30 protein-coding genes and 1 pseudogene are annotated in these 22,317 nt (G+C 63.0%); 23 read left to right on the top strand and 8 right to left on the bottom strand.

Annotation, left to right across the window (positions count from 1 at the left end; translation table 11 throughout):
• Window positions 1–7: 7 nt before the first annotated feature.
• Window positions 8–1,798 (bottom strand): NAD(P)/FAD-dependent oxidoreductase, encoded by a 1,791-nt coding sequence (locus LB529_RS17800; RefSeq protein ID WP_224711824.1) that lies wholly within the window; start codon window positions 1,796–1,798, stop codon window positions 8–10.
• 40 nt (window positions 1,799–1,838) lie between these two features.
• On the opposite strand from LB529_RS17800, the pseudogene LB529_RS17795 reads away from it, so the two are divergent.
• Window positions 1,839–2,172: pseudogene (locus tag LB529_RS17795) on the top strand (winged helix-turn-helix domain-containing protein); the annotation flags it as partial.
• Between the two features lie 59 nt (window positions 2,173–2,231).
• On the opposite strand, the gene LB529_RS17790 reads toward LB529_RS17795, so the two are convergent.
• Complete coding sequence (locus LB529_RS17790) at window positions 2,232–2,831, bottom strand: invasion associated locus B family protein (RefSeq protein ID WP_140688351.1); 600 nt, start codon at window positions 2,829–2,831, stop codon at window positions 2,232–2,234.
• A gap of 31 nt (window positions 2,832–2,862) precedes the next feature.
• Complete coding sequence (locus LB529_RS17785; protein ID WP_224711823.1) at window positions 2,863–3,018, bottom strand: hypothetical protein; 156 nt, start codon at window positions 3,016–3,018, stop codon at window positions 2,863–2,865.
• Between LB529_RS17785 and LB529_RS17780 the strand changes: the two genes are divergently transcribed.
• The 10 genes from LB529_RS17780 to LB529_RS17735 all read left to right on the top strand — a co-directional run bounded on the left by LB529_RS17780 (window position 3,005) and on the right by LB529_RS17735 (window position 9,608).
• Entirely contained in the window at window positions 3,005–3,184 is a 180-nt protein-coding gene (locus LB529_RS17780; RefSeq protein WP_224711822.1) for a hypothetical protein, read from the top strand. The genes LB529_RS17785 and LB529_RS17780 overlap by 14 nt on opposite strands.
• A 99-nt stretch (window positions 3,185–3,283) precedes the next feature.
• A complete protein-coding gene (locus LB529_RS17775; RefSeq protein ID WP_224711821.1) occupies window positions 3,284–3,580 on the top strand; it encodes a hypothetical protein in 297 nt (98 codons plus the stop codon).
• A gap of 249 nt (window positions 3,581–3,829) precedes the next feature.
• Entirely contained in the window at window positions 3,830–4,297 is a 468-nt protein-coding gene (locus tag LB529_RS17770; protein ID WP_224532205.1) for an NUDIX hydrolase, read from the top strand.
• A 145-nt stretch (window positions 4,298–4,442) separates the two neighbouring features.
• Window positions 4,443–4,766 carry an ArsR/SmtB family transcription factor gene (locus LB529_RS17765; RefSeq protein WP_095769286.1) on the top strand — a complete coding sequence of 108 codons (324 nt, stop codon included), beginning with the start codon at window positions 4,443–4,445 and terminating at the stop codon, window positions 4,764–4,766.
• Window positions 4,763–5,167: an SRPBCC domain-containing protein gene (locus LB529_RS17760; protein ID WP_095769285.1), complete on the top strand. Its 405-nt coding sequence runs from the start codon at window positions 4,763–4,765 to the stop codon at window positions 5,165–5,167. Before LB529_RS17765 ends, LB529_RS17760 begins: the two co-directional genes overlap by 4 nt.
• A 78-nt stretch (window positions 5,168–5,245) precedes the next feature.
• Window positions 5,246–5,638, top strand: a complete 393-nt coding sequence (locus tag LB529_RS17755) for a VOC family protein (RefSeq protein WP_224709033.1) — start codon at window positions 5,246–5,248, stop codon at window positions 5,636–5,638.
• A gap of 39 nt (window positions 5,639–5,677) precedes the next feature.
• The gene (locus LB529_RS17750) at window positions 5,678–5,911 is read left to right on the top strand and encodes a hypothetical protein (protein ID WP_095769283.1); all 234 of its coding nucleotides are present in this window, start codon (window positions 5,678–5,680) and stop codon (window positions 5,909–5,911) included.
• Window positions 5,911–6,354, top strand: coding sequence for a DUF1801 domain-containing protein (locus LB529_RS17745; protein WP_224610888.1), 444 nt, complete (start codon window positions 5,911–5,913; stop codon window positions 6,352–6,354). Before LB529_RS17750 ends, LB529_RS17745 begins: the two co-directional genes overlap by 1 nt.
• Window positions 6,355–6,432: 78 nt before the next feature.
• Window positions 6,433–6,831, top strand: a complete 399-nt coding sequence (locus LB529_RS17740; protein WP_224532207.1) for a DUF1801 domain-containing protein — start codon at window positions 6,433–6,435, stop codon at window positions 6,829–6,831.
• Window positions 6,832–7,130: 299 nt separating this feature from the next.
• Window positions 7,131–9,608 (top strand): EAL domain-containing protein, encoded by a 2,478-nt coding sequence (locus LB529_RS17735; RefSeq protein ID WP_224711820.1) that lies wholly within the window; start codon window positions 7,131–7,133, stop codon window positions 9,606–9,608.
• On the opposite strand, the gene LB529_RS17730 is transcribed toward LB529_RS17735, so the two are convergent.
• Entirely contained in the window at window positions 9,605–10,165 is a 561-nt protein-coding gene (locus LB529_RS17730) for a GNAT family N-acetyltransferase (protein ID WP_095769310.1), read from the bottom strand. The genes LB529_RS17735 and LB529_RS17730 overlap by 4 nt on opposite strands.
• Before the next feature lie 188 nt (window positions 10,166–10,353).
• Between LB529_RS17730 and LB529_RS17725 the strand changes: the two genes are divergently transcribed.
• Window positions 10,354–10,809, top strand: a complete 456-nt coding sequence (locus LB529_RS17725) for a DUF2214 family protein (protein WP_224709029.1) — start codon at window positions 10,354–10,356, stop codon at window positions 10,807–10,809.
• Between the two features lie 12 nt (window positions 10,810–10,821).
• Here the strand turns inward: LB529_RS17725 and nth are convergent, their stop codons facing one another.
• Window positions 10,822–11,631: an endonuclease III gene (nth, locus tag LB529_RS17720; protein ID WP_224711819.1), complete on the bottom strand. Its 810-nt coding sequence runs from the start codon at window positions 11,629–11,631 to the stop codon at window positions 10,822–10,824.
• A 22-nt stretch (window positions 11,632–11,653) separates the two neighbouring features.
• Here nth and LB529_RS17715 point away from each other — a divergent pair, with 22 nt between their 5' ends.
• The 9 genes from LB529_RS17715 to LB529_RS17675 all read left to right on the top strand — a co-directional run bounded on the left by LB529_RS17715 (window position 11,654) and on the right by LB529_RS17675 (window position 18,748).
• The gene (locus LB529_RS17715; RefSeq protein ID WP_140846281.1) at window positions 11,654–12,148 is read left to right on the top strand and encodes a DUF2244 domain-containing protein; all 495 of its coding nucleotides are present in this window, start codon (window positions 11,654–11,656) and stop codon (window positions 12,146–12,148) included.
• A gap of 327 nt (window positions 12,149–12,475) precedes the next feature.
• Complete coding sequence (locus tag LB529_RS17710) at window positions 12,476–13,381, top strand: methylated-DNA--[protein]-cysteine S-methyltransferase (RefSeq protein WP_224711818.1); 906 nt, start codon at window positions 12,476–12,478, stop codon at window positions 13,379–13,381.
• Between the two features lie 238 nt (window positions 13,382–13,619).
• Window positions 13,620–14,090: a hypothetical protein gene (locus LB529_RS17705; RefSeq protein ID WP_224711817.1), complete on the top strand. Its 471-nt coding sequence runs from the start codon at window positions 13,620–13,622 to the stop codon at window positions 14,088–14,090.
• Between the two features lie 23 nt (window positions 14,091–14,113).
• On the top strand, window positions 14,114–14,506 hold the full coding sequence (locus LB529_RS17700; RefSeq protein ID WP_224711816.1) for a hypothetical protein: 393 nt from the start codon (window positions 14,114–14,116) through the stop codon (window positions 14,504–14,506).
• The gene (locus LB529_RS17695; protein ID WP_224711815.1) at window positions 14,473–15,024 is read left to right on the top strand and encodes a hypothetical protein; all 552 of its coding nucleotides are present in this window, start codon (window positions 14,473–14,475) and stop codon (window positions 15,022–15,024) included. Before LB529_RS17700 ends, LB529_RS17695 begins: the two co-directional genes overlap by 34 nt.
• Window positions 14,999–15,481 (top strand): hypothetical protein, encoded by a 483-nt coding sequence (locus LB529_RS17690; protein ID WP_224711814.1) that lies wholly within the window; start codon window positions 14,999–15,001, stop codon window positions 15,479–15,481. Before LB529_RS17695 ends, LB529_RS17690 begins: the two co-directional genes overlap by 26 nt.
• Before the next feature lie 195 nt (window positions 15,482–15,676).
• Complete coding sequence (locus LB529_RS17685; protein ID WP_224711813.1) at window positions 15,677–16,582, top strand: ribokinase; 906 nt, start codon at window positions 15,677–15,679, stop codon at window positions 16,580–16,582.
• Between the two features lie 5 nt (window positions 16,583–16,587).
• Window positions 16,588–18,039 (top strand): amidase, encoded by a 1,452-nt coding sequence (locus LB529_RS17680; protein WP_224711812.1) that lies wholly within the window; start codon window positions 16,588–16,590, stop codon window positions 18,037–18,039.
• A gap of 94 nt (window positions 18,040–18,133) precedes the next feature.
• Entirely contained in the window at window positions 18,134–18,748 is a 615-nt protein-coding gene (locus tag LB529_RS17675; protein ID WP_224711811.1) for a LysE family translocator, read from the top strand.
• A gap of 164 nt (window positions 18,749–18,912) precedes the next feature.
• On the opposite strand, the gene LB529_RS17670 is transcribed toward LB529_RS17675, so the two are convergent.
• The gene (locus LB529_RS17670; RefSeq protein ID WP_224711810.1) at window positions 18,913–19,854 is read right to left on the bottom strand and encodes a nucleoside hydrolase; all 942 of its coding nucleotides are present in this window, start codon (window positions 19,852–19,854) and stop codon (window positions 18,913–18,915) included.
• A 242-nt stretch (window positions 19,855–20,096) separates the two neighbouring features.
• On the opposite strand from LB529_RS17670, the gene LB529_RS17665 reads away from it, so the two are divergent.
• Window positions 20,097–20,522: an Hsp20 family protein gene (locus LB529_RS17665; protein WP_095769269.1), complete on the top strand. Its 426-nt coding sequence runs from the start codon at window positions 20,097–20,099 to the stop codon at window positions 20,520–20,522.
• A 63-nt stretch (window positions 20,523–20,585) separates the two neighbouring features.
• Window positions 20,586–20,843, top strand: coding sequence for a DUF1150 family protein (locus LB529_RS17660; RefSeq protein WP_036257920.1), 258 nt, complete (start codon window positions 20,586–20,588; stop codon window positions 20,841–20,843).
• A gap of 89 nt (window positions 20,844–20,932) precedes the next feature.
• Here the strand turns inward: LB529_RS17660 and ptsN are convergent, their stop codons facing one another.
• Together ptsN and hpf are read right to left on the bottom strand one after the other, a co-directional pair.
• A complete protein-coding gene (ptsN, locus tag LB529_RS17655) occupies window positions 20,933–21,397 on the bottom strand; it encodes a PTS IIA-like nitrogen regulatory protein PtsN (protein WP_042641064.1) in 465 nt (154 codons plus the stop codon).
• A 61-nt stretch (window positions 21,398–21,458) separates the two neighbouring features.
• Window positions 21,459–22,046: a ribosome hibernation-promoting factor, HPF/YfiA family gene (hpf, locus tag LB529_RS17650; RefSeq protein WP_095769268.1), complete on the bottom strand. Its 588-nt coding sequence runs from the start codon at window positions 22,044–22,046 to the stop codon at window positions 21,459–21,461.
• Between the last annotated feature and the right edge of the window lie 271 nt (window positions 22,047–22,317).

The raw sequence follows: 22,317 nt of genomic DNA, 5'->3' as shown, positions 1-22,317 counted from the left end.
GACGAAGCTAGGATCGCGCATTACTCGGCTCCCCATACACCGGCGTCGCTATCCCCTCCATGCGCGCCTTGAGCTGCAGCGCCACATATTTCGAGTAGAATCTCGACAGCGCCAGATTGCCGCCGTGGAACCATAGCGCTTCCTGCGCCGTCGGCTTCCACATGTTGCGCAATTCGCCCTGCCAAGGACCCGGATCGCCCTTCACGCCGGAGCCGAGGCCCCAGCACGGACCTACCTTGTCGGCGACCTCGCGCGAGACGATTGCGGCAACCGTCTCGTTCATTGACTGGTAGCCGGTGCAGCAGACGATCGCATCGACTTCCAATTCGCTGCCGTCCTTAAACAGGATGCCGTCCGGCGTCAGCGACTTGATGCCGACGCCGCTTTTCACCTGGATCTCGCCGTTCAGGATCAACTCGCAAGCGCCGACATCGATGTAATAGCCCGAGCCTGTCCGATAGGCTTTCATCAACAGTCCTGTCTCGTCCTCGCCGAAGTCGGTGGCGAAGCCGCTGTCGCTGAGGCGCTGGTAGAAATCCGCGTCGCGCGCCCGGATCACATCATAAAGCGCCCGCTGGCCCTTCGGCACCAGCGCGAAGGGCGTTGAGGCGACGATCATGTCGGCCTTGTCGGTGGTGATGCCGCGCGCCAGCGCCTTTTCCGAGAAGATCTCGAAGCCGATATCCATCAGCGTGTCGGACTTCACCACCGTCGTCGGCGAGCGCTGCACCATGGTGACCTTGGCGCCCGCTTCCCACAGATCGACGCTGACATCGTGGCCTGAGCTTGCAGCACCTATCACCGCCACGCGCTTGCCGCGAAACTTCTCGCCGGTGGAATATTGGCTGGAATGCAGAAGCTCGCCCTTGAAGCTGTCGGCGCCCGGCAGTTCGATCTGCCGCGGCGGGCCGTAGGCGCCGGTAGCGAAGACGATATGCTTCGGCTTCAGCGTGATGCGCTGGCCGACGCGGTCGACCACCACGGTCCAGACTTTTTCGGCCTCGTCATAGGCGGCGCTGATGCATTTGGTGGCGACCCAGTAGTTCAGCTCCATGACGCGGGTATACATCTCCAGCCAGTCGCCCATCTTGTCCTTGGGCGTGAAGACCGGCCAGTTTTCGGGGAACGGAACATAGGGCAGATGGTCGTACCAGACGGGATCGTGCAGCACGAGCGAGCGGTAGCGGTTGCGCCAGGAATCGCCGGCGCGCGCGTTCTTCTCGATGATCAGCGTAGGGACGCCGAGCTGGCGCAGCCGGGCACCGAGCATGATGCCGCCCTGCCCGCCGCCGATCACCAGACAATAGGGCTGCTCATGCACGCCGAGATCGCGCGCCTCGCGTGCCCGTGCTTCCGCCCAGGTCTCGCGGTTCGGGTCGGCCTTGTGGCGGATGCCGAGCGGCCGCGCCGGCCCCTTCCGTTCCTCGAACCCCTTGAGCTCGCTCATCGCCGTGAACAGCGTGCGGCAGCGGCCGTCCTTGAGCCGCAGGATCCCCTCGCCGCGCGCCACCGCCGTCTCGAATGTGAACCAGGCCTCGACGGTGCCGTCGTCGACGCTGGGCTCTCCGGACAGCCGCCAGTGCGAGGGCTGCGCCAAGTGGAGCGTGGCCTTGAGCATTTCGCGGATCGCCGCCTGCCCCTCCATGGTCTTGATATTCCAGGTGAAGGTCAAGAGATCGCGCCAGTAGCAATCCTGCGCAAAGAGGTTCGTCGCCGCCTCGATATCGCCGGCCTCGAGCGCCCGGCCGAATGAGCCGAGCCAGGTTGCCGCCTGTTGCGATGGTGCGATGTCGAGCATTTTTCTTCGTTCCCTTTTTGTTCGAATTCTTTTATCCTTTTCGGTCGACCTTGTGAAGCGCATCGTCACGGTCGAGGAAGGAAGTGAAACTGTCGCCCAAGGAATACGACATCCTGCGCATGCTCGTGCAATATGCCGGCAAGGTGCTGATCCATCAGTTCCTGATGAAGCAGATCTGGAACGACTCGACCGACGTCCAGTATCTCAGGGTCTATGTGCGCCAGCTGAGGCAGAAGATCGAGAAGACACCGGACCAGCCGCGCTACATCATCACCGAGACGGGCGTCGGCTATCGGTTGCGCGAGGTTGATCGAAACGAAGAGGGCGACCGGCATCCGCTGGTCGCCCCGAGCAATTCCAGGCAAAGTGTGTAGCGGCTTTCCGTCGGGAATTGCGTAGAAACTGCTATAAGACGAATACGCTTGTTCGCCGGTCAGTCCGCCGACAGGTCCGCCGTCCGCGCCAGCGCGCTGCCGAAGCCATTGAGCGAGATGGTGAAGGAGATCGGCTGCGCAGTGTCGGCCGCCGTGGCGTTGACCTTCAGCGTGGTGCCGTTCTGCAGCAACGGCGTGATATTGGCATCGAACGTCACCGGTACCAGGCAACCTACCGCCTGGCAGGTGTTGAACTGCAGCGTGCCATCCAGCTTCTTGTCGTCGATTTCGAACGAGATCCCGTTGGCCAAGGCAAGCCCGAAGGGCAGCGCCAGCGTGCCGGCGGCGTCCTGACCGGTCTTGGTCGTCAATTCGATCGCCAGCAGCCGCTGGCCGCTCTGCTTGTTGAACTGCTGATGCGACAGGCTGCAGACCTTGTTGGTGCCGGTGACCTGGCAGTTGACCGTCCAGTCGCCATGCGTCTCCGACAGCGCCGAGGCGCCGCCCGGCAGCTGCGGCTTGGCCGCTGCGTCGCCTGACTGAGCGGCCGCGGGCGCCACCTTGTCGGCCTTATTTTGCGCGGCAACTCCCGCTGCCGGCACACCGGCAATGCAGGCGGCTGCCAGCATCGCCGCGAGATACGCGTATTTCGTCCTCATGAGATCCCTTCTTAGCCGCCGCCCGCGTCAGCTAAAAGCTGACCTTCAGAGACGCGCTGACCGCATTCTGCTTGACCGTTTGCCCAAAGGCGTCGTCGTACCTGACAGCCAACCCGACGCCGTTGACGCCATCGAGCTCCAGCCCGGCGCCGACCCGATAGAGGGGCGAATCGATGGCTTCCGTCAAGTGCAATGCCGGATTGCCGGGCAGATTCTCGGCGGCGGCGAAACGCCCCTCGATCTCCCACTGCTTGGTGGAGAACTCGACGCCGGCCTTTCCGCAGATGCGGGAACTGGCGATGGCGCTGACCGGGGTGTCGGCCCCGATCTCCAGCGCCGGCGTCGCGGCATAGCCCCTTCGGTGAGCCGCATCACGTTTCGCGGTTACCCATGGCGCTATTGGCTGCCCGCATTATATAAAATGCATGGTTTTTTGCATGGGAGCCGCGCGGATGCTTCGTCACAGTCTGTCTGTTCTTGCAGGCACAGTGCTGGCGGCCTCGGTTTGTCTGATTGCGCCGTCTTATGCGCAGATCGTCATCCCGACGAATCGCAACGCATTGGTGCAGCAAAATGAGCTGCTGCAGTTGCAGAACAGGTTGCAGCGGCAGCAATACCAGCAGCAGCAGCAAATCTATCGCGAACTCGACCGGCCGGCCCCGCCCAGGAGCCAGCCCGATGTGCCGATATTTGAAAGGACGTGCCGGATGGAAGCGGTCGGCAACACGATTTCCAGGGTTTGCCGCTGACATTTTGTTTTTTTCAGTTTATTAGCCGACTTACTTGCCGGCAAAATGCCGGATTGCAAGGGCGGTGGTTCTAGAGCAATTCCAGGAAAAGTGTGACACGGTTTTCCGTCAGGAATTGCGTCAAAACTAAAGAGATGGAGCGGGTCGCCGTTTCCGTGAAACGGTGAAACGCTCTAGAGTTTGCAGGAGGACAGGTTTTTGCCCGCGCGGATAGCGTATGGCAGGGATGCTGCTCTGACGGAATTTGGAATGGCAACAACCAAGAAGAAAGCAGTCCGCAGAGCCAGGAAAGGCCAACGCATCCGCCAGGTGGCGGCCATTCCATATCGGGTGCGAGAAGACGGCAATCTCGAAGTGTTGCTGGTCACCTCACGCACCACGCGGCGCTTCATTGTGCCAAAAGGCTGGCCGATGAAGGGCAAGAGCGGGCGCAAGGCGGCAACGATCGAAGCCCGCGAGGAAGCCGGCGTGCTCGGCAGGACGCTGAAGCAGCCTGCCGGCACCTATTCCTATTGGAAACGCATGCCCAACGGCTTCATTCGCGTCGACGTTGTGGTCTATCTGCTCGAGGTCGCCGAGGAGCTTGCCGATTGGCAGGAAGCCGCGAACCGGCAGCGCGCATGGCTTCCGGCGGTCGACGCCGCCCTGCTCATCGACGAACCGGACCTTTCCACGCTGCTGAGGGATTTGACCGTTCCGTCAGCAAACGCGGCATAAGCAACCATCTTTTCAGTGCCGTCCGGCCGTACCGGCGTGCCGGCCCACGGCCGCGGCTTCAGGTGCGCGTCCTCATTCGCTGCTTGACTCATGCATATCCCAATGGTTATACGTCAATCAATAGCCAACGGGTTATCGGTTAAAAATGACGACCGCGCATGACATGCTGTTCAGGACGCTCGCTGATCCGACGCGACGCGCCATCTTCGAACGCCTCTGCCGTCAGGGCGAGCAGACGGTCGGGGCCCTGACCGCCCAGGCCGGGGTGTCGCAGCCGGCGGTGTCGAAGCATCTGGGCATCCTCAAGGAAGCGGGACTGGTGCGCGACCGCCATGAGGGTCGCCAGACCCATTACAGTGCCCAGCTCAAGGCGCTCGCGCCGTTGATGGACTGGACGCGCCACATGGCGGGGTTTTGGGAAAGCCGCTTCGACGATCTGGAAGACCTGCTCAAAAGGATGGATCAATGAATGAGGCCGCAACGCGCTCCGTCATCGTCGAGCGCGAGATACCTTTTCCGCCAGAAAAGATCTGGCGCGCGCTCACCCAACCGCATCTCATCGAGGAGTGGCTGATGAAGAACAGCTTCAAGCCGGTCGTGGACCATCGCTTCAACATGAGCGCCGAATGGGGCGGCGTCGACTGCCAGGTGCGGACGGTCGAGCCCAACCGGACCCTGTCCTACAGCTGGGACACCAAGGATCTCGAGAGCGTGGTCACCTGGACGCTCACCCCGACGGGCAAGGGCACGCATTTGCGCATGGAGCAGGTCGGCTTCCGCACCGACCAGGAGCCGTATTACCGCGGCGCCACAGTGGGCTGGAAACGCAACTTCACGGCCCTGGAGCAGCTACTTTCGCGGATCGATTGACGTCCGCCGAAGCCTCAAAAGACAGACACAGTCCCGGCGGGGCGGCAAACCGCAGGCGTAAGCAATGGAGGCACCAAAATGAAGATCAAGCTGACCAGCATCTATGTCGACGACCAGGATAAGGCTCTTGGCTTCTATACCGAAATTCTGGGCTTCACCAAGAAGGCCGACTTCACCAATGGGCCGTTTCGCTGGCTGACTGTCGTCTCGCCTGACGATCCGGACGGCACCGAACTGCAGCTGGCCCTCAACGACAATCCGGCGGCAAAGACTTATCAGCAGGCCATCTTCAAGCAAGGCCAGCCGGCGCTGATGCTGTTCACCGACGACATTAAGAGCGACCATGAGCGCATCAAGGCCAATGGCGGCAGTTTTGCCATGGCGCCGACCGCGGTGACCGGCGCGACCATCGCGCAGCTCAACGACACCTGTGGCAACCTCATTCAGCTTTCGCAACTGGCGCACTGGTAGAGAGCTCGATCCGTATCGTCATTCGCAAGGGAGGTTATATTGAACTGGAGCAAGTGGATCAGGCAGCTTCACCGCTGGCTTTCGATCATCTTCACCGTCACCGTCATTGCCAATTTCGCTGCCATGGCCATGGGCCCGCCGCCCGCCTGGATCGTCTATTCGCCGTTGATTCCGCTTTTCCTGCTGCTGTTCAGCGGCCTCTATATGTTCGTGCTGCCCTATGCCGCCAGATGGCGCGGGGAGCCGGCGGGCGAGCGCACGGGATCGGCCTGATGGCAAAGACGAAATCGAAGGCTGCCGGATCCGCGGACGCCAAACCTGTCCTGCTTTCGGGCGGCAACCCGCAGATCGCCAAGGGCTATGGCGATGCTCCGGTGCAGGCCTATATCGCGGCGATGCCGGGCTGGAAGAGCGAGGTCGGGCGCCGGCTCGACCAGCTCATCATGCAGGCCGTCCCTGGTGTGCAAAAGGCTGTCAAATGGAACTCTCCCTTCTACGGCATGGAAGGCGAAGGCTGGTTCCTCGGCATCCATTGCTTCGCCAAATACATCAAGGTGGCGTTCTTCCGCGGCCTGTCGCTGAAGCCCGTGCCGCCTGTCGAATCCAAGAGCAAGGACACACGCTATTTCCACATCCACGAGAACGAGCCGATCGACGAGGAGCAGTTCGTCTCCTGGGTGAAGCAGGCAAGCCGGCTGCCCGGCGAACGGATGTAAGCGCACGAAAAATCAAGCGCCATCTCCCCGAAAGGGCCATGGTGGCGATCTCTTATTCAGCATCGAGGAGAACCGGACATGCAACAAGGCGACGTACAGGACGGCAAGTCTGCGTCCGAACTGATCGACGGACGGATCAAGGAGTTGGGCGACTGGCGGGGCGAGACGCTTGCCCGACTCCGCGCTCTTATCAGGGAGGCGGCGCCCGAAGCCGTCGAGACATGGAAATGGCGCGGCGTCCCTGTCTGGGAGGATGCCGGCATGATCTGCACCGGCGAGACTTACAAGGCCGTCGTCAAGCTGACCTTCGCCAAAGGCGCGGCGCTGCCCGATCCCAAGAAGCTCTTCAACTCCAGCCTGGAAGGCAACACCCGGCGCGCCATCGATTTCAAGGAAGGCGACAAGATCGACGCCGATGCCCTGAAGGCGCTCGTCCGCGAGGCCGTTGCGCTCAACAAATCCAAGACCAGGCGCTGAGACGAGACTGTCGCGCGGCGCTATCGGATTGATGTTGCCGGCTTTTCTTCCGCGCCCTCGCACCGTAACCGATATTAGGCACGAAATATCGGCATCAAGCGTGTAAGCGTCCTTCTGTTGCTGAGCAATAACTCATGAAACAAATACTGAGCAAATTTATCGACCGTTAATCCAGGCACGTTATTTGGATTGATGTCGCCAGTAACCGGACGACATGTGGGGAAGAACATCGTCTCAACCGGCGGATGAGCCAGTCGGACAGACACCGAGGGGGCCTGCGCACGCGCCATGGGAATGGGATGAAGCTCTCATCGACCGATGCCGCCCCGCGTCTCATCGGGCTGGTCTGGCCCTTCGTCGCGGTCGTCCTGATCCAGGCGCTGATTGCGACCCTCAGCCTCCACACGTTGTCAGCCGTCCGCGCCTATGTCGGCGGCGAAAGCCAATGGTCGAAGGGGCAGAAGCACGCCATCTATTTCCTCAGCCTTTATGCCGACACCGGCCGGGAAGAGTATTTCAGCGAATATCGTCAGGCCATCGCCGTGCCGCTGGCCGATCGCGCCGCGCGGCTTGCGCTCGAACAGGCTGAGCCCGACACGAATGCGGCCAGGCTTGGCTTTCTCGGCGGCAACAACCATCCCGACGATGTCGCCGGCCTGATCTGGCTGTTCCGGAATTTCCGCGGCGTCAGCTATCTCGACACGGCGATCCGCCACTGGACGGCTGCCGACGAGATGATCCTCGCCATCCAAAGACTTGGCGACGACATGCATCGCAGGCTCGAAAAAGGGCCGCCATCGTCAGCCGAGATCGCTCTCTGGAAAGTGCAAATCCACCAGATCGACCACCGGATCGGGCCGCTCGCCAAGGACTTTTCGGACAGTCTCGGCGAGGGATCGCGCTTCATCAAGACGGCGCTGACGGCGGCCAATCTCGCGACAGCCGCGCTGCTTATCCTGCTCGCCGTCTGGCGCACGCGAAAGCTGATAAAACAGCGCCAGGCATTTCAGACAGCCCTCAGCGCCGAGCGCGAGCGGGCTCAGATCACATTGGCCTCGATCGGCCAGGCTGTCATCAGCACCGATGCTAAGGGGCGGCTGGACTATATGAATGCCGGAGCGGAAAGGCTGCTTGCCTGCTCTTTACCCGCCGCCAAAGGCAGATCGGTCGCCTCGTTGTTCCGGCTCGTGGACAAGGACAGCGGCGTCGAGGAGACCGATCTGATCCCGCGCCTGCTGGCGGGCGAGCCGCGCCGCTCCAATGTTCGCCCGCAGCTTCTGGAGCGCCCCGACGGTTCGGTCGTGCCGGTGGCGCTGAACGGCGCTCCGCTGATCGTTTCCGGCTCGATCCTGGGTTGCGTCCTGGCCCTGCAAGACATGACGCGCGAGCAGGACTATATCGAGCGCCTGTCGTGGCAGGCATCGCATGATGCGCTGACCGGTCTCGTCAACCGCCGCGACTTCGAGAAGCGTCTGGCGAGTGCGATCTCCGAAGACCCGGAGAAGTCGCGCCGGCACGCGCTGATGTATCTCGACCTCGATCAGTTCAAGCTGGTCAACGATACCTGCGGCCACGCCGCCGGCGACCAGTTGCTGCGCCAGATCTCGGCGCTGCTCGCCAACGAGCTGCCGCCCGGCGACATCCTGGCGAGACTGGGCGGCGACGAGTTCGGCGTGCTGCTCTTCGATTGCGATGCCGATTGTGCCGCCGCCACCGCCGAACGATTGCGCGCCACGGTCCAGGATCTGCACTTCTCCTGGGAAGGGCGTCCCTTCAACATCAGCGTCAGCATCGGCATGGTCGAGGTCGCCAATGTCGGCATGACGCTGGAGGAGGTGCTGCGCGCCGCCGACGTCGCCTGCTACATGGCCAAGGAAAAGGGCCGCAACCGCGTCCAGCTCCACAGCGACGGCGACAGGGCGCTGCGCGAGCGCTTCGGCGAGATGGCCTGGGTGCAGCGCCTGCATGCCGCGCTGGATGAGAACCGCTTCCGGCTGCATGCGCAGGAGATCGCGCCGCTGCGGGACGATGCTGCCGAGCCGGGCGCGCATGTCGAAATCCTGCTCAGGCTGACCGACGAGGACGGCAGCTTCGTCACCCCGCAGAGCTTCATTCCGGCGGCGGAGCGCTATGGACTGATGCCGGCGATCGACCGCTGGGTGATACGCAACGCCTTCGCCATATTGGCGTCGCGACGCACCGATCCGCGCGCGACGCCGATATCCACCTGCGCGATCAATCTCTCCGGCGCCACATTCGGCGACGAGACGTTTCTCGGCTTCATGCGTGAGCAGTTCGCCGCGCACGCCATTGCGCCCGAAACGATCTGCCTGGAGATCACCGAGACCAGTGCCATCGCCAATCTGACCGAGGCCATGCGCTTCATCGCCGATCTGCGCGGCCTGGGCTGCCGCTTCGCGCTCGACGATTTCGGCTCCGGCATGTCGTCCTTCGCCTATCTGAAACATCTGCCGGTCGACTACCTCAAGATCGACGGCGGCTTCGTCAAGGACATGCTCGACGACCGCATCGACCGCGCGATGGTCGAGATGATCCATCACATCGGCAAGGTGACGGGAAAACGCACCATCGCCGAATTCGTCGAAAGCGATGGCATCGCCGAAGCCTTGAAGGCGATCGGCGTCGACTACGCGCAGGGCTATGCCATAGCGAGGCCTCAGCCATTCGACGCGACGACGGTGCTGGGCAGCCATCCAGGTGCAAAGGCGGACGCGTGGAACGGAGTGGCAGGGGCCTTGCGCCGCAAGGCGGGTTAAGCGCTTTGCTTTCCGGATCCGGCCTGCCGTTCCAGCAGGATCGTCGGCTTCTCGTGGTAGGTGGTCCGCAAAATTTCTTTATAGCCGTTCCTTTCGGCCACCTTCTGCGAAGCGCCGTTTTCCGGATCGATGATGCAGACGGTTCTTGCCTGTCCGAACGTCTCGTCACTCCAGGCGACGATCCGCCCCACGACTTCGCTCGCAAGCCCTTGGCCATGCGCCTCCGAGGCCAGCGCCCAGCCGGCCTCCGGCACGCCTTCGAGAGACGGCACGATCTCGCGCTTGAGGTCGTGGAAGCCGGCCTCGCCGATGAAGCTCCCCCTCGCCTTGTCCTCGATCGCCCAGAATCCATAGCCGATCAGCGACCATAGGCCGGCATGGCGCAGGAAGCGCATCCAGCTCTCCTCCCGCGTGCGCGGCTTGCCGCCGATGAAACGGGTGACGGCGGGCTCCGCCCACATGGCGGCATAGGCTTCAAAATCGTCCAGCCTGTGCGGCCGCAAAACGGTGCGCGCCGTTTCGAGAAGCGGCACGCCGGCTTCGATCTTGATGCTCATGGCATTGCCCTCCATTGACGCGACCGCGCTTAGCAAAACAGCACGCTCGATCAAGAGCCAGGCCAATGCGTTGGCTCTTCCAGCCATAAAAGCCATGGCACGGCAGCATCGCTATGGGCTTTTTCCCCGGCGATGGTAGTTTGCGCGCGAAGCCGACCCAGAAACGCAAGTCGACCGAAGGAAGAACCATGGACACCACAGACCTGTTGCTGGCGATCGCGCATCACCTTCTGGTGTTCTCGCTGGCCGGCATCATCGGCGCCGAGTTCGTGCTGGTGCGCGGCGATTTGGCAGCGGCGACGCTGAAGCGCCTTGCCGGCATCGACCGCCACTACGGCATCATCGCCGCGCTGATCGTCATCGTCGGCATCTGCCGGGTGTTCTTCGGTCTGAAGGGCTGGGAATTCTACGTCTACAATTGGGTGTTCTGGGCAAAGATGGCGGCCTTCGTCATCGTCGGCCTGCTGTCGATTGTGCCGACTATGCGCTTCCTCTCCTGGAACAGGCAGGCGAGCGGCAATCCGTCTTTCGCGGTGCCGGCGGCGGAACTGGCATCGGTGAAGAACTATGTCCGCGCCGAGGGCCTTATCTTCCTGCTCATTCCAGTTTTTGCCGCGGCCATGGCGCGCGGCTACGGATATTAAAACTTTACTGAGTCAGACGGCCTCGACCGGAAACGTCTCATCCAACGGCGCGATCGGCACCAGCGGGGCGGGCACGTCGGTGGTCTTTTCCTTCGACTTGCAGATGTCGGCGACGACGCAGACCGGGCAATCGGGCTTGCGCGCCTTGCAGACATAGCGGCCATGCAGGATCAGCCAGTGATGCGCATGGCGCATATATTCGGCGGGGATGACCTTGAGCAGCCCCTGTTCGACCTGATCCGGCGTATTGCCGGGCGCCAGCCCGATACGGTTGCCGATGCGGAAGATATGCGTGTCGACCGCCATGGTATGCTGGCCGAAGGCGACGTTGAGCACGACATTGGCGGTCTTGCGCCCGACGCCCGGCAGCTTCACCAGCTCGTCGCGATCCGGCGGCACCTGGCCTGCATAATCGTCGATCAGCGCCTTGGACAGCGCGATCACGTTCTTGGCCTTGTTGCGCCACAGACCGATGGTGCGGATATAGTGGCCGACCTTGGCCTCGCCCAATGCCAGCATCTTGGCCGGTGTGTCGGCCGCGGCGAACAGCGCCTTGGTCGCCTTGTTGACGCCGGCGTCCGTCGCTTGCGCCGACAGCACCACCGCGACCAGCAGGGTGAAGGCGTTGACATAGTCGAGCTCGCCTTTCGGCTCAGGCCGCTGCACGGAAAAGCGCCGGAATATCTCATGCACCTCGGCGGGGCTGTAGAGCGACCGCGTGGCGGCTTTTCGCGGCCGTCGACCAGGCGCCCGGCCGCCGCCCGGGATAGCGGGCTGAGGTTTTTTGACAGCTGCGGATTTTTTCGACTTGGGAGGCGCCATTTCCCTCCTATAATATTCCCTCATGAGCGACACAAACGCCTCGTTCCAGGCCGACGAGCCATTTTTCCAGGCCTTGCTGACGCCGCACCGCTCGCTCGGCCGCACCGGCTTCCTGATCCTGATGGGAGCGCTTCTGTTCGGCTGGGCGGTCACCGGCGCGTTCTTCCTGGCGCATGGCGCCTGGCCGGTGTTTGGCTTCTTCGGCCTCGACGTGGTCGCCGTCTACATCGCTTTCCGCGCCAATTACCGGGCTGCGCGCGCCCGTGAGGAAATCTCGGTCTCGCGCACCAGTCTCGACATTCGCAAGACAGCGCCTTCCGGCCGCTCGGAAAACCATCGCTTCAACCCGTTCTGGACGCGGTTCTCGATCGCCCGCCATGCTGAGATCGGCATCACCAAGATGGCCGTCGAGGCGCAAGGCAAGAGTGTCGCGATTGGCGGCTTCCTCAATCCCGACGACCGCGAAAGTTTTGCCACCGCCTTTTCGCGCGCGCTGGCGACCGCCAAGACGCGCTGATACGTCCAGTGTCTTCGCCCGGATGCAAATCTTAGCCCGAGGTTGCCGCCGACCTTGAGCCTTGAGAAATCATAGTCGATCCTGCGCACCGCCTCGTCGGCAAAGCGATCCTGGAGCAGCGAATTGGCCAGCCGGCTCTCCAGCGCCTTGCCGTAGAGCGTCATCAGCAAGGTCTCTCTTGCCCCGGTCAGATCAACCTTTTCGACGGTCATGATCGTCCTCTTCGGCGCGAAGCTGACTCTATCTGGGTGCGGATGGCGGGAAGGCAAGTTTCGGGTGGTGGCAAAGCTCTGGAGGACCGATATTCGCGGTCAAGGAGATATTGCCATGAACGCTCAGATGACCATGAATACGCGGATGAAACCAACCGCGATCCTTGAGAACGACATCACGCCGGAAGGCAGCGACTACGACGTCGTGCGCCGCGCCATCGAGAAGATCAGCCTCGACTATCGCGACCAGCCCTCGCTCGAGGTGCTGGCCGAGGAAGTCGGCGAGACGCCGACCGGCCTGCAGAAACTGTTCACGCGCTGGGCCGGCCTGTCGCCCAAGGCCTTCCTGCAGGCGGTGACGCTCGACCATGCGCGCAGGCTGCTCGATTCAGGCATGCCGCTCCTGGAGACCGCGTTCGAGCTCGGCATGTCCGGTCCCGGCCGTCTGCACGACCTCTTCGTCACCCATGAGGCGATGTCGCCCGGCGACTATAAGACCCGGGGCGCGGGTCTCACCATCCGCTACGGCTATCACATCTCGCCTTTCGGCATCGCGCTGATCATGGTCACCGACCGGGGCTTGGCGGGCCTCGCCTTCTGTGACGCCGGCGGCGAGCGGGCTGCCTTCGCCGACATGTCCGGCCGCTGGCCGAACGCGACCTATGTCGAGGACATGTCCGCCACCCAGGCTTACGCCGCGCGGGTCTTCGACCCGACGCAATGGCGCGCCGACCAGCCGCTGCGCGTGGTGATGATAGGCACCGATTTCCAGCTTCGCGTCTGGGAAGCATTGCTGCGCATCCCGATGGGTAGGGCCTGCACCTATTCCGCGATCGCGGCAAGCATCGGCGCGCCAAGCGCGAGCCGGGCCGTGGGCGCGGCGGTGGGCGCCAATCCGATGTCGTTCGTGGTGCCCTGCCACCGGGCGTTGGGCAAGTCCGGCGCGCTCACCGGCTATCACTGGGGCCTGACGCGCAAGCGCGCCATCCTCGGTTGGGAAGCGGGACAAGTGACGTCCTGAAAAACAATCGATTTTTTCGCATCTCCTTGCGAAAAACCGCGTATCAAAATATAAACCGGCACAAGCCAAACAAATAAACAGCCTTGTTCATGAAATGCAACCGGCGACAACCTCTGGTTATCGCCGCTTTCTTTGAAGTTGCTTTCCGTTGTTATTTCACTTAACGCTAAATTAACCACGATAAAGAGAAGATAACCCCACGTTGAGCCGCACTATCCGGCTCGAAAGCGGGGTCTCAATGAAGTTCTTTCGCGCCGTCATGGCTGCGAGCGTGCTCGCCGCCTGCGGCGGCCAGGCAGCATCGGCCGCCACCGGAAATGTGCTGTTCAATGGTACGATCACCGCGACCTGCACGGTCACGATCAACTCCAACGGCACGATGACCGTGAACAGCAATCTTCAGTCGCTGAGTTCGCATAATGCCGGCGGCTCAGCCGGCAGCGCTCAGGTCGATACCACGGGCGGCGTCTCGCTCAGCGTAGACCCGGTAACCACGACGACCGTGCCGGCTTCGGACGTTACGGCGACGACATGGACCCCCACCTTCGCCACTTCCGGCGCCCAGACGATTGCGGAAACCGGCACTGCGACGGCCCTGACGGTGCCAGGCACATCCACGGTCGCCGTCAATCTTTCTGGCACCAAGAGCGGCACGAACCGCTTCTCCGCCGGCAACTACCAAGCAACGGTGACGCTGCGCTGCGAATAGTCTTGTCGCGAAAGGAGTGATCCTTGAGAACGATTGCAATTCTGGCGGCGGGCCTGACTGCCGTGCTGTTTCCCATAGCCGCGACCGGCCAGTCGATGACGCCGATGCGGGGCGAGGTGCGATCCTTCGCGGATGCCTTCGCCGTTCGTGTCTTCCCAGGCAACCCGTATAACCAGCGCATTCGTGTCGAGCTTCATGTCTATGACCAGGATTTCCAGCCGGTCGACGCCAAGATCACGCCAAGCGCCTTCCTTCTGGCCGGCCAGGCGTCGCGTCCGGTTCTGGTGGTCGTCCCGTTCGACGGCGCGAACGAGCGCAAGGTGCGTATCTGTACCGAGAGTATCCCCTTTCCAAGCGAGCAGACCCAGATAAGGGCACAGATATGCGGAAAGTTTTTCGGGCATCGCAGGTTCTGATCTTGTCCCTGCTGTCCGCCTTGGCTGTCGCAAGTCAGGGGCTTGCCGAGGACATCCTGAACCTGAATCAGAACCAGACCGGTTTCAGTCTGCCCGGCGTCAGCCTGCCTCAGGGCCAGGACGAGGTTCATGCCAGCGACGGCACGACCTGCCGTTCAGCCGTCTCCGGCAGCGGCGCCTATCTCGACCTCGGCGTTATCCGGGGCAACAACAGCAGCAATCAGGCCAATAGCGACATCGCCACATACGGCCGCGTGGTGATCCCGATCGGGCGGACGCCGAAACGCGTCGATTGCAGCCGCCTCTACGAGCTGGAAGTCGAGCGCCTGCAGCTAGAATTGAAGCTCCTGAAAATGGGCCTTGGCGCCGATGGTCAGACAACGGGGGGCACGACGGGCACCGCTGCCACGGCTTCCGAGGCTCCTACGGCTCGCTCGGCCGCATCGGCAGGATGGGCCAACGAAGGCTGGAGCATCAGAGGCACGACCGGCAATGAAAAGAAAAAGAAGAGGAAATAGCCGCGCGCTGCTTACGACGGCAGCCCTTGCCGGCTTCTGTCTCCCGGCACAGGCGGCGATCATCGGCACCTGCACCATCATGATCGGCGCCTCGGGAACGATGAAGTCGAACCCCTCTATCAACATATTCGGTTCCAAGCAGGCGGGCGGGTCGAGCGCCGGCGCCACCATCATCGCGAACTCGACGCTGTGTTCGATCCTGAACCTGCTAGACTGCTATACCGTCTCCGCGCCGGCGCCGATCGCCTTCACCTCGGCTCCGAGCGGCGGCGACACCGATGTCTCTTTCGCCTCCGTCTTCCGCCTCGACGGCTCGGGGCTGGATAACCCGGGCGGCTCGCCGCAAAAGCTGACCAACGGCACCCATACGATCCAGGTCGATCTGACCGCCACGAAGTCGCCGGGCATCTTCCCGGCCGGCAGTTACCAGGCGGAGGTCACTGTCCGTTGCGAATGATGCTGGGGGCCAGACCGCGCCAGCGACGACATGATCTGGCAACCGGCGGCCTTTGCGGCTAGCTTCACGCCCAGTCTGCAATTCCAGGGGAAAAACACTCCATGTATTTTCACCTGAAATTGCGCAAGAAAGCAGAAGTCTTGAAGCAGGTCCGCCTTTCAGCGCAGGCTGACCCGCTTCACCGGGAGGCAGTTTTTGATTATTGTTGTCGGTTCGATCAACCTCGACCTCATCGCCAATGTCGACCGCTTGCCGGAACCCGGCGAGACGGTGCGCGGCTCCGGCTTCGCCACCGCGCCCGGCGGCAAGGGCGCCAACCAGGCGCTGGCCGCGGCGCGCGCCGGCGCGCAAGTGCGCATGGTGGGCGCGGTCGGCAAGGATAGTTTTGCCGCCGAGGCACTCGCCCTTCTCAAGGCCGGCGCTGTCGATCTGTCCGGTGTCGGCGAGAGCTTCGCCTCCACCGGCACGGCGTTGATCCTGGTCGGCGGCGACGGCGAAAACGTCATCGCCGTGGTGCCGGGCGCCAATGATTCGGTTGTGCCGGGCGATGTCGCCAAGGCCTATCTCAAGAAAGGCGACGTCGTGCTCCTGCAGCACGAGATCCCGTTGCAGACCGTCGAGGCCACGCTCGACGCAGCGCGCGCGGCCGGCGCCGTCAGCGTGCTCAACACCGCCCCCTTCCGTGCCGAAGCCGCCGGCCTCCTCGGCAAGGCCGACTATGCCGTCGCCAACGAAACCGAGTTCGATCTTTATGGCGAGGCGCTCGCGCTTTCGGGGCGCGACCGCCCGGCCCGCATGCGCGACTATGCCAAAAAGACGGGCCGCATCATCGTCGTCACGCTCGGCGGCGACGGGGTGCTGGCCGCCACACCGGGCGATTTCCTTGCCGTTCCGGCGCTGAAGATCACCCCGGTCGACACGGTCGGCGCCGGCGATACGTTTTGCGGCTATTTCGGCGCCGGCCTATCGTCCGGTCTCTCACTTCAGGATGCGCTCACCCGCGCCGCCGCGGCCGGGTCGCTCGCCTGCCTGAAGCCAGGGGCGCAACCGGCGATCCCGCTGGCCAAGGATGTCGACGCGGCTTTGGCGGCGGCGCGGTAGCAGCCATGCGTCCGATAACGAAGCACGCAGTGCCGCCGGCCGGCGATATCTGCCGCCTTTCCGCCGTCGAGCTCGCAGGCGAGATCAGGCAGCGCCGTTTGTCGGTGCGCGAGGTGGCCGGCGCCTTCCTCGACCGCATCGAGGCGGTGAACCTGCTGGTCAACGCCATCGTCTCGCTGCGCGAGCGCGCCGATGTCTTTGCCGAGGCCGACAGGGCCGATGCCAATCTGGCGCAAGGCGGTGAGGCCGGATCGCTGTACGGCCTGCCCATCGCCATCAAGGACCTTGCCCAGACCAAGGGGCTCAGAACCACCTTCGGCTCGCCGATCTTTGCCGATTTCATTCCCGACACGGACGATTTCTTCGTCGAGCGCGTCCGCAAGGCCGGCGCCATCATCATCGGCAAGACCAATGTTCCGGAATTCGGCCTGGGCTCCAACACCTACAATCCGGTTTTCGGGCCGACGCTCAACGCCTTCGACCCGGCACTGACCGCCGGCGGCTCGAGCGGCGGCGCGGCCGTGGCGCTGGCGCTCGACATGGTGCCCGTCGCCGACGGCAGCGACTTCGGCGGTTCGCTGCGCAATCCGGCGGCCTACAACAATGTTTACGGTTTCCGTCCCTCGCAGGGTCTTGTGCCTGCCGGCCCGGACGTCGATGTCTTCCATTCGCAGATGGGCGTCGAGGGGCCGATGGGCCGCAACATTCGCGACATCGCGCTGCTCCTCGACGAACAGGCCGGCTATCACCCGCATGCGCCGCTTTCGCACGACAAGGCGGGCTCGTTCCTTGACGGTTTGCGGACCGAAGCGTCAGGCGGCCGCATCGCCTGGTTGGGCGACCTCGGCGGCCACCTGCCGATGGAGCCCGGCGTGCTCGACCTTTGCGAGGCCGCGCTTGCCCGCTTCGCCGATGCTTCCTTCCATAGCGAGGCCTTGGTTCCGGATGTCGACTTCGAGGCGCTGTGGCAGGCTTTTGTCACCTTGCGCCAGGCGAGCAGCGGCTGCGGGCTGAAGGCGCATTATGACGATCCGGCAAAACGCAGGCTTCTGAAGCCCGAGGCTGTCTGGGAAGTGGAGCAGGCGATGCGCCTGACCGCGCCGCAGATCCATGCCGCGACCGTCCGACGCACCTCCTGGCACAGGACGCTGCTTGCGCTTTTCGAGGGCTTCGACCTGATCGCGCTGCCCACCGCGCAGATCTTCCCGTTCGACGTGACCACCCACTGGCCGCGCGAGGTCGCGGGGCGGGCCATGGACAGCTATCACCGCTGGATGCAGGTCTCTGCCTTCGCCACGCTGGGCGGCTGCCCGGCGCTCAACGTGCCGGCCGGCTTCGACGAGAGGGGCCGGCCCATGGGCATGCAGTTGATCGGCCGCCCGCGCGGCGATCTCTCCGTGCTCAAGGCCGGCGCCGCCTATGAGGCGACCCTGCCATGGGCGGCGGGGGCTGCATGACGGGCCGCCCTGCCCGACCAGCTTGCGCCAGCATCAATCCCGTGCATTGATCGCGCTCCGCCCAAGTCGGCGCTGTCCTGTTCGGGGGAAGATCATGTCGCTGGAACTCTACGCCACCTATGTCGTCGCCTGCATCGTCATCATCCTGGTGCCAGGACCCACGGTCACGCTGATCATCGCCAACAGCATCCGCCACGGCTCGCGCGCGGGCTTGGCCAACGTCGCCGGCACCCAGGCTGGCCTTGCCATCATGATCGCCATCGTCGGCATCGGCCTCAACACGCTGATCGCCGGCATGGGCCACTGGTTCGAATGGGTGCGGCTGATCGGCGCCGCTTATCTCATCTGGATGGGCGTGCAGATGTTTCGCGCCAAAGGCGCACTGAACCCCGACGGCTCGGCCAAAAAGCCGCGCGGCGGCTTCTTCCTGCAGGGTTTTCTGGTGGCGATCTCAAATCCGAAGACTTTGGTGTTTTTCGGCGCCTTCTTCCCGCAGTTCATCGCCCCGCAGGGCAACTATTCGCTGCAGATCGTCGTCATGGGCCTGACAGCGATGATCTTCGCCGCCATGTCGGACTCGACCTATGCCCTTGCCGCGGGCCGCGCCGGGCGCGTTCTGTCGGCCAGCCGCGTCAAGCTGATGTCGCGCATCAGCGGCACTTTCCTGGTCGGCGGCGGGCTGTGGCTGGCGTTCTCGAAGGCGAAGTAGCATCTCTCCCTTCTCCCCTTGTGGGAGAAGGTGGATCGGCGCGATAGCGCCGAGACGGATGAGGGGTGTTCCAGCGGAGTGAGACGTCGGCGTTCCCTGGAACACCCCTCATCCGACCGAGCTTCGCTCGGCCACCTTCCCCCACAAGGGGGGAAGGAAAGGCGCTAAAGCCGCCCGAGCCGCTCTACCAGCAGCGCGAAGAAGCCGTCATGGTCGATGTCGCGCATCACCATGGCGTTCTTTTTGCGCTTGGCGACGCCCCACCAATCGATCACCGTCATGCCCATAGTGAGCTCGGAGGTCGTCTCGACGCTGACATTGCAGTGGCGGCCCTTGAACAGCTCCGGCTTGACGAGATAGGCGATCACGCACGGGTCGTGCAGCGGCCCGCCATCGGTGCCGTATTTTTCCTCGTCATAGCGCTCGAAGAACTCCAGCATCTCGGCGGTCGCGGTGCCGACCTTGGTGCCGAGCTTGCGGAAGGCCTGGATGCGCTCGGACGTGGTCAGCGCCTTGTGGGTGACGTCGAGCGGCATCATCACGATCGGAATGCCCGATTTGAACACCAGATCGGCGGCCTGCGGGTCGACATAGATATTGAATTCGGCGGCCGGCGTGACATTGCCGCCCTCGAAGAAGCCGCCGCCCATCAGGACGATTTCCTTGATCCGCGGCGCGATCCTGGGCTCGCGGATCAGCGCCAGCGCGATGTTGGTGAGCGGTCCGAGCGGGCAGAGCGTGATGGTGCCGCTTTCCTCGCGCATCAGCGTCTCGACGATGAAATCGACGGCATATTGTTCCTGGAGCGGCATGGTCGGCTCGGGCAGCTGCGGGCCGTTCAGGCCGGTCTTGCCATGCACCTCTTCGGCGGTGACGAGTTCACGCGCCAGCGGCCGGATGGCGCCGGCATAGACCTTGATGTCGGGCCGGCCGGCCAGCTCGCATATCTTGCGGGCGTTGTTCTGGGTCAGATTCAGCGGCACGTTGCCGGCTACCGCGGTGATGCCGACGATCTCCAGCTCGGAACTGCCGAGCGCCAGCAATATGGCGACGGCATCGTCCTGGCCGGGATCCGTGTCGATGATGATCTTTCTGGACTGGGGCATTTCAATTCCTTTTGGGAAGTCTTTTTGGGCGGGTTTTAGAGCATGGTTCCCGGAAGGTGGGAACCGGTTTTCGGACGAAATCATGCTCCAATGAAAGGCTGGATGAAGATGACGGTTCGACGAAACGCCATCCTGATTTGGCGGCTTGAACTTGATCGCGCGACGGACCATATCAAGACCATCGGGAAAAATGCCATCCGGGTTTTTCCAGTTTGTGTCGCTCTTCAGAGGACAGTGTAACAATGAGTCGAATGACGCCTTTCTCCAGCCCGCTTCTCCTGGGTTTTGATGCCATGGAAAAGACGCTTGAGCGTCTGGCGAAGTCCGGAGACAGCTACCCTCCGTACAATATCGAGCGCCTCAATGCCGCCGACGGCAAGGCCGAAAGGCTGCGCATCACGCTGGCGGTTGCCGGTTTTGCAGAAAGCGACCTCGATGTCACCACGGAGGAAAACCAGCTGATCGTGCGCGGTCGTCAGACCGACGACACCGAGCGCGAATTCCTGCACCGCGGCATCGCCGCGCGCCAGTTCCAGCGCTGCTTCGTGCTGGCCGACGGCATGCGGGTGATCGCGGCGGAACTGAAGAACGGTCTGCTGTCGATCGATCTCGATCGGCCGGAGTCCGAGCGGATGGTACGGAAAATAAACATATCGGTGAAAGACTGACCTTTGCCGACGGCTCTATGCGAGGCGGCCGATCCTGGCGTCCTCGCGCCAAGGAGGCTTGAAATGACCAGAACTGACGAAACGATCACCATGACCAGCGGCGAACTCGCTCATCTCGGCGAAGGTTCGGTCGCTTATCTCAGGAAAGTGTCGAGCGACGACCTGCGCGGCCGCTTCCCCGGCCTCGGCGAGATCGCGCCCGGCCTGGAGCTGTGGGCGCTGTTTGCCGCCAACGGCCAGCCGATTCTGCTTTCCGACGCCCGTGACCGGGCACTGGCGGGTGCGTTGGAGAACGACCTGACCACTGTCGCCATTCACTAAGGCGATTGCTGGCAGTCTGAAATGGAAAGGGCCGCTCCCGGCGGCCCCTCTAGGGTTTTATCCCAAAAACCAGGTTCGATCTCAAAACGTCAGGCCGCGTGCGAGGCCTGCGTATCCGACAAGAGCGCGTGGATCGCCACCGCGTCGCGCGTGCCCCTGATTTTGGCCACCGTGTCGGCATCGCGCAGCACGCGTGCGATGCGCGACAGCGCCTTGAGATGGTCGGCGCCGGCACCTTCCGGCGCAAGCAGCAAAAACACCAGGTCGACCGGCTGGTCGTCCAGCGCCTCGAAATCGACCGGCGTTTCCAGCCGGGCGAAGACGCCGGCGATCCGCTTCACGCCGGCGAGCTTGCCATGAGGAATGGCAATGCCGTTGCCGACGCCGGTCGAGCCCAGCCTCTCGCGCTGCAGGATGGTGTCGAACACCTCCCGCTCCGGAATCCCCGAAATCGCCGCCGCCCTCTCCGACAGCAATTGCAGAAGCTGCTTTTTGGAATTCGCCTTCAACGCCGGCATGATCGCCGGAACGCTGATGAGATCGCTGAGATCCATGCTTGAAAAATCCCTTGCTCGCCTGCCGCGCCAGTCGTCGCCCCCTTGCGCGGCTGGCTTTTTATCCTTGCGCGACTTTGGTCGTCGACGGATCGATCCAGCCGATGTTGCCATCCGGCCGGCGGTAGACGATGTTGAGATGGTCGGTTCCAGCGTTGCGGAACAGGAAGACCGGGCTGTCGCTGTTGTCGAGCTCGATGACCGCGGAAGCCACCGACATGGTCCGCAGCGTCAAGCTTGATTCGGCGACGATGACCGGAGCGAAGTCCTCCGGAATGTCTTCCTCGTCATCGGTGAGGGGAGCCATCACGGTGTAGGCGATGTCGGTCGGCTCTTCGCCATTGCCGTTGCCGGTGTTACGCGACTTCAGCCGGCGCTTGTAGCGTCGCAGCCGCGTTTCCAGGCGGTCGGCCGCCGCCTCGAAGGCAAGCGTCGGGTCCTGGGCGTCGCCGGTCGCCTGCAAAGAAGCGCCGGAATCGAGCCGGACCATGCAGTCGGCGGAGAAACGCGACCCCGATTTGATGACCGTGACATGTCCTGAAAAACCCCGATCGAAATATTTCTCGATCGCCTCGCCGACCCGGTCGTTGATGCGCGTGCGGAACGCATCGCCGATGTCCATGTGTTTTCCCGAAATGCGTAGATTCATCTGAAAACTGACCTTCCTTGCTCAGGCTTCAAACTGTTCCCGAGTTTATACCCGTGGTGCGCGCGCACAAGCTTTGCAGCGGCATGCGCGCCGATTTTAGACCCGAACTTTCCGGTTGATCACAAGTCGCCTTCTTGGCCGTCCATGGCCGTGTCTGACGGACCCATTCGCTAGCGGGCATCACCGCCCTGCTCCATGCGGGCGGGCTTCTAGACACTTCATTGCGGCTTGTCAATGAAACTCGGGAATTGTGGGAAATCAGCACCGTCTC

The sequence above is a fragment of the Mesorhizobium sp. CA5 genome (assembly GCF_020165105.1).
Classification (GTDB): domain Bacteria; phylum Pseudomonadota; class Alphaproteobacteria; order Rhizobiales; family Rhizobiaceae; genus Mesorhizobium.
Note: the sequence above shows the minus strand (reverse complement) of the source record. Positions and strands in the feature narration are given on the sequence as shown.

Coding starts and splice junctions, on each gene's coding strand:
- LB529_RS17800 (WP_224711824.1), bottom strand. CDS start 1,798: ATGCTCGACATCGCACCATCGCAACAGGCGGCAACCTGGCTCGGCTCA.
- LB529_RS17790 (WP_140688351.1), bottom strand. CDS start 2,831: ATGAGGACGAAATACGCGTATCTCGCGGCGATGCTGGCAGCCGCCTGC.
- LB529_RS17780 (WP_224711822.1), top strand. CDS start 3,005: ATGGCTTCCGTCAAGTGCAATGCCGGATTGCCGGGCAGATTCTCGGCG.
- LB529_RS17775 (WP_224711821.1), top strand. CDS start 3,284: ATGCTTCGTCACAGTCTGTCTGTTCTTGCAGGCACAGTGCTGGCGGCC.
- LB529_RS17770 (WP_224532205.1), top strand. CDS start 3,830: ATGGCAACAACCAAGAAGAAAGCAGTCCGCAGAGCCAGGAAAGGCCAA.
- LB529_RS17765 (WP_095769286.1), top strand. CDS start 4,443: ATGACGACCGCGCATGACATGCTGTTCAGGACGCTCGCTGATCCGACG.
- LB529_RS17760 (WP_095769285.1), top strand. CDS start 4,763: ATGAATGAGGCCGCAACGCGCTCCGTCATCGTCGAGCGCGAGATACCT.
- LB529_RS17755 (WP_224709033.1), top strand. CDS start 5,246: ATGAAGATCAAGCTGACCAGCATCTATGTCGACGACCAGGATAAGGCT.
- LB529_RS17745 (WP_224610888.1), top strand. CDS start 5,911: ATGGCAAAGACGAAATCGAAGGCTGCCGGATCCGCGGACGCCAAACCT.
- LB529_RS17740 (WP_224532207.1), top strand. CDS start 6,433: ATGCAACAAGGCGACGTACAGGACGGCAAGTCTGCGTCCGAACTGATC.
- LB529_RS17735 (WP_224711820.1), top strand. CDS start 7,131: ATGAAGCTCTCATCGACCGATGCCGCCCCGCGTCTCATCGGGCTGGTC.
- LB529_RS17730 (WP_095769310.1), bottom strand. CDS start 10,165: ATGAGCATCAAGATCGAAGCCGGCGTGCCGCTTCTCGAAACGGCGCGC.
- LB529_RS17725 (WP_224709029.1), top strand. CDS start 10,354: ATGGACACCACAGACCTGTTGCTGGCGATCGCGCATCACCTTCTGGTG.
- nth (WP_224711819.1), bottom strand. CDS start 11,631: ATGGCGCCTCCCAAGTCGAAAAAATCCGCAGCTGTCAAAAAACCTCAG.
- LB529_RS17715 (WP_140846281.1), top strand. CDS start 11,654: ATGAGCGACACAAACGCCTCGTTCCAGGCCGACGAGCCATTTTTCCAG.
- LB529_RS17710 (WP_224711818.1), top strand. CDS start 12,476: ATGAACGCTCAGATGACCATGAATACGCGGATGAAACCAACCGCGATC.
- LB529_RS17705 (WP_224711817.1), top strand. CDS start 13,620: ATGAAGTTCTTTCGCGCCGTCATGGCTGCGAGCGTGCTCGCCGCCTGC.
- LB529_RS17695 (WP_224711815.1), top strand. CDS start 14,473: ATGCGGAAAGTTTTTCGGGCATCGCAGGTTCTGATCTTGTCCCTGCTG.
- LB529_RS17690 (WP_224711814.1), top strand. CDS start 14,999: ATGAAAAGAAAAAGAAGAGGAAATAGCCGCGCGCTGCTTACGACGGCA.
- LB529_RS17680 (WP_224711812.1), top strand. CDS start 16,588: ATGCGTCCGATAACGAAGCACGCAGTGCCGCCGGCCGGCGATATCTGC.
- LB529_RS17675 (WP_224711811.1), top strand. CDS start 18,134: ATGTCGCTGGAACTCTACGCCACCTATGTCGTCGCCTGCATCGTCATC.
- LB529_RS17670 (WP_224711810.1), bottom strand. CDS start 19,854: ATGCCCCAGTCCAGAAAGATCATCATCGACACGGATCCCGGCCAGGAC.
- LB529_RS17665 (WP_095769269.1), top strand. CDS start 20,097: ATGAGTCGAATGACGCCTTTCTCCAGCCCGCTTCTCCTGGGTTTTGAT.
- LB529_RS17660 (WP_036257920.1), top strand. CDS start 20,586: ATGACCAGAACTGACGAAACGATCACCATGACCAGCGGCGAACTCGCT.
- ptsN (WP_042641064.1), bottom strand. CDS start 21,397: ATGGATCTCAGCGATCTCATCAGCGTTCCGGCGATCATGCCGGCGTTG.
- hpf (WP_095769268.1), bottom strand. CDS start 22,046: ATGAATCTACGCATTTCGGGAAAACACATGGACATCGGCGATGCGTTC.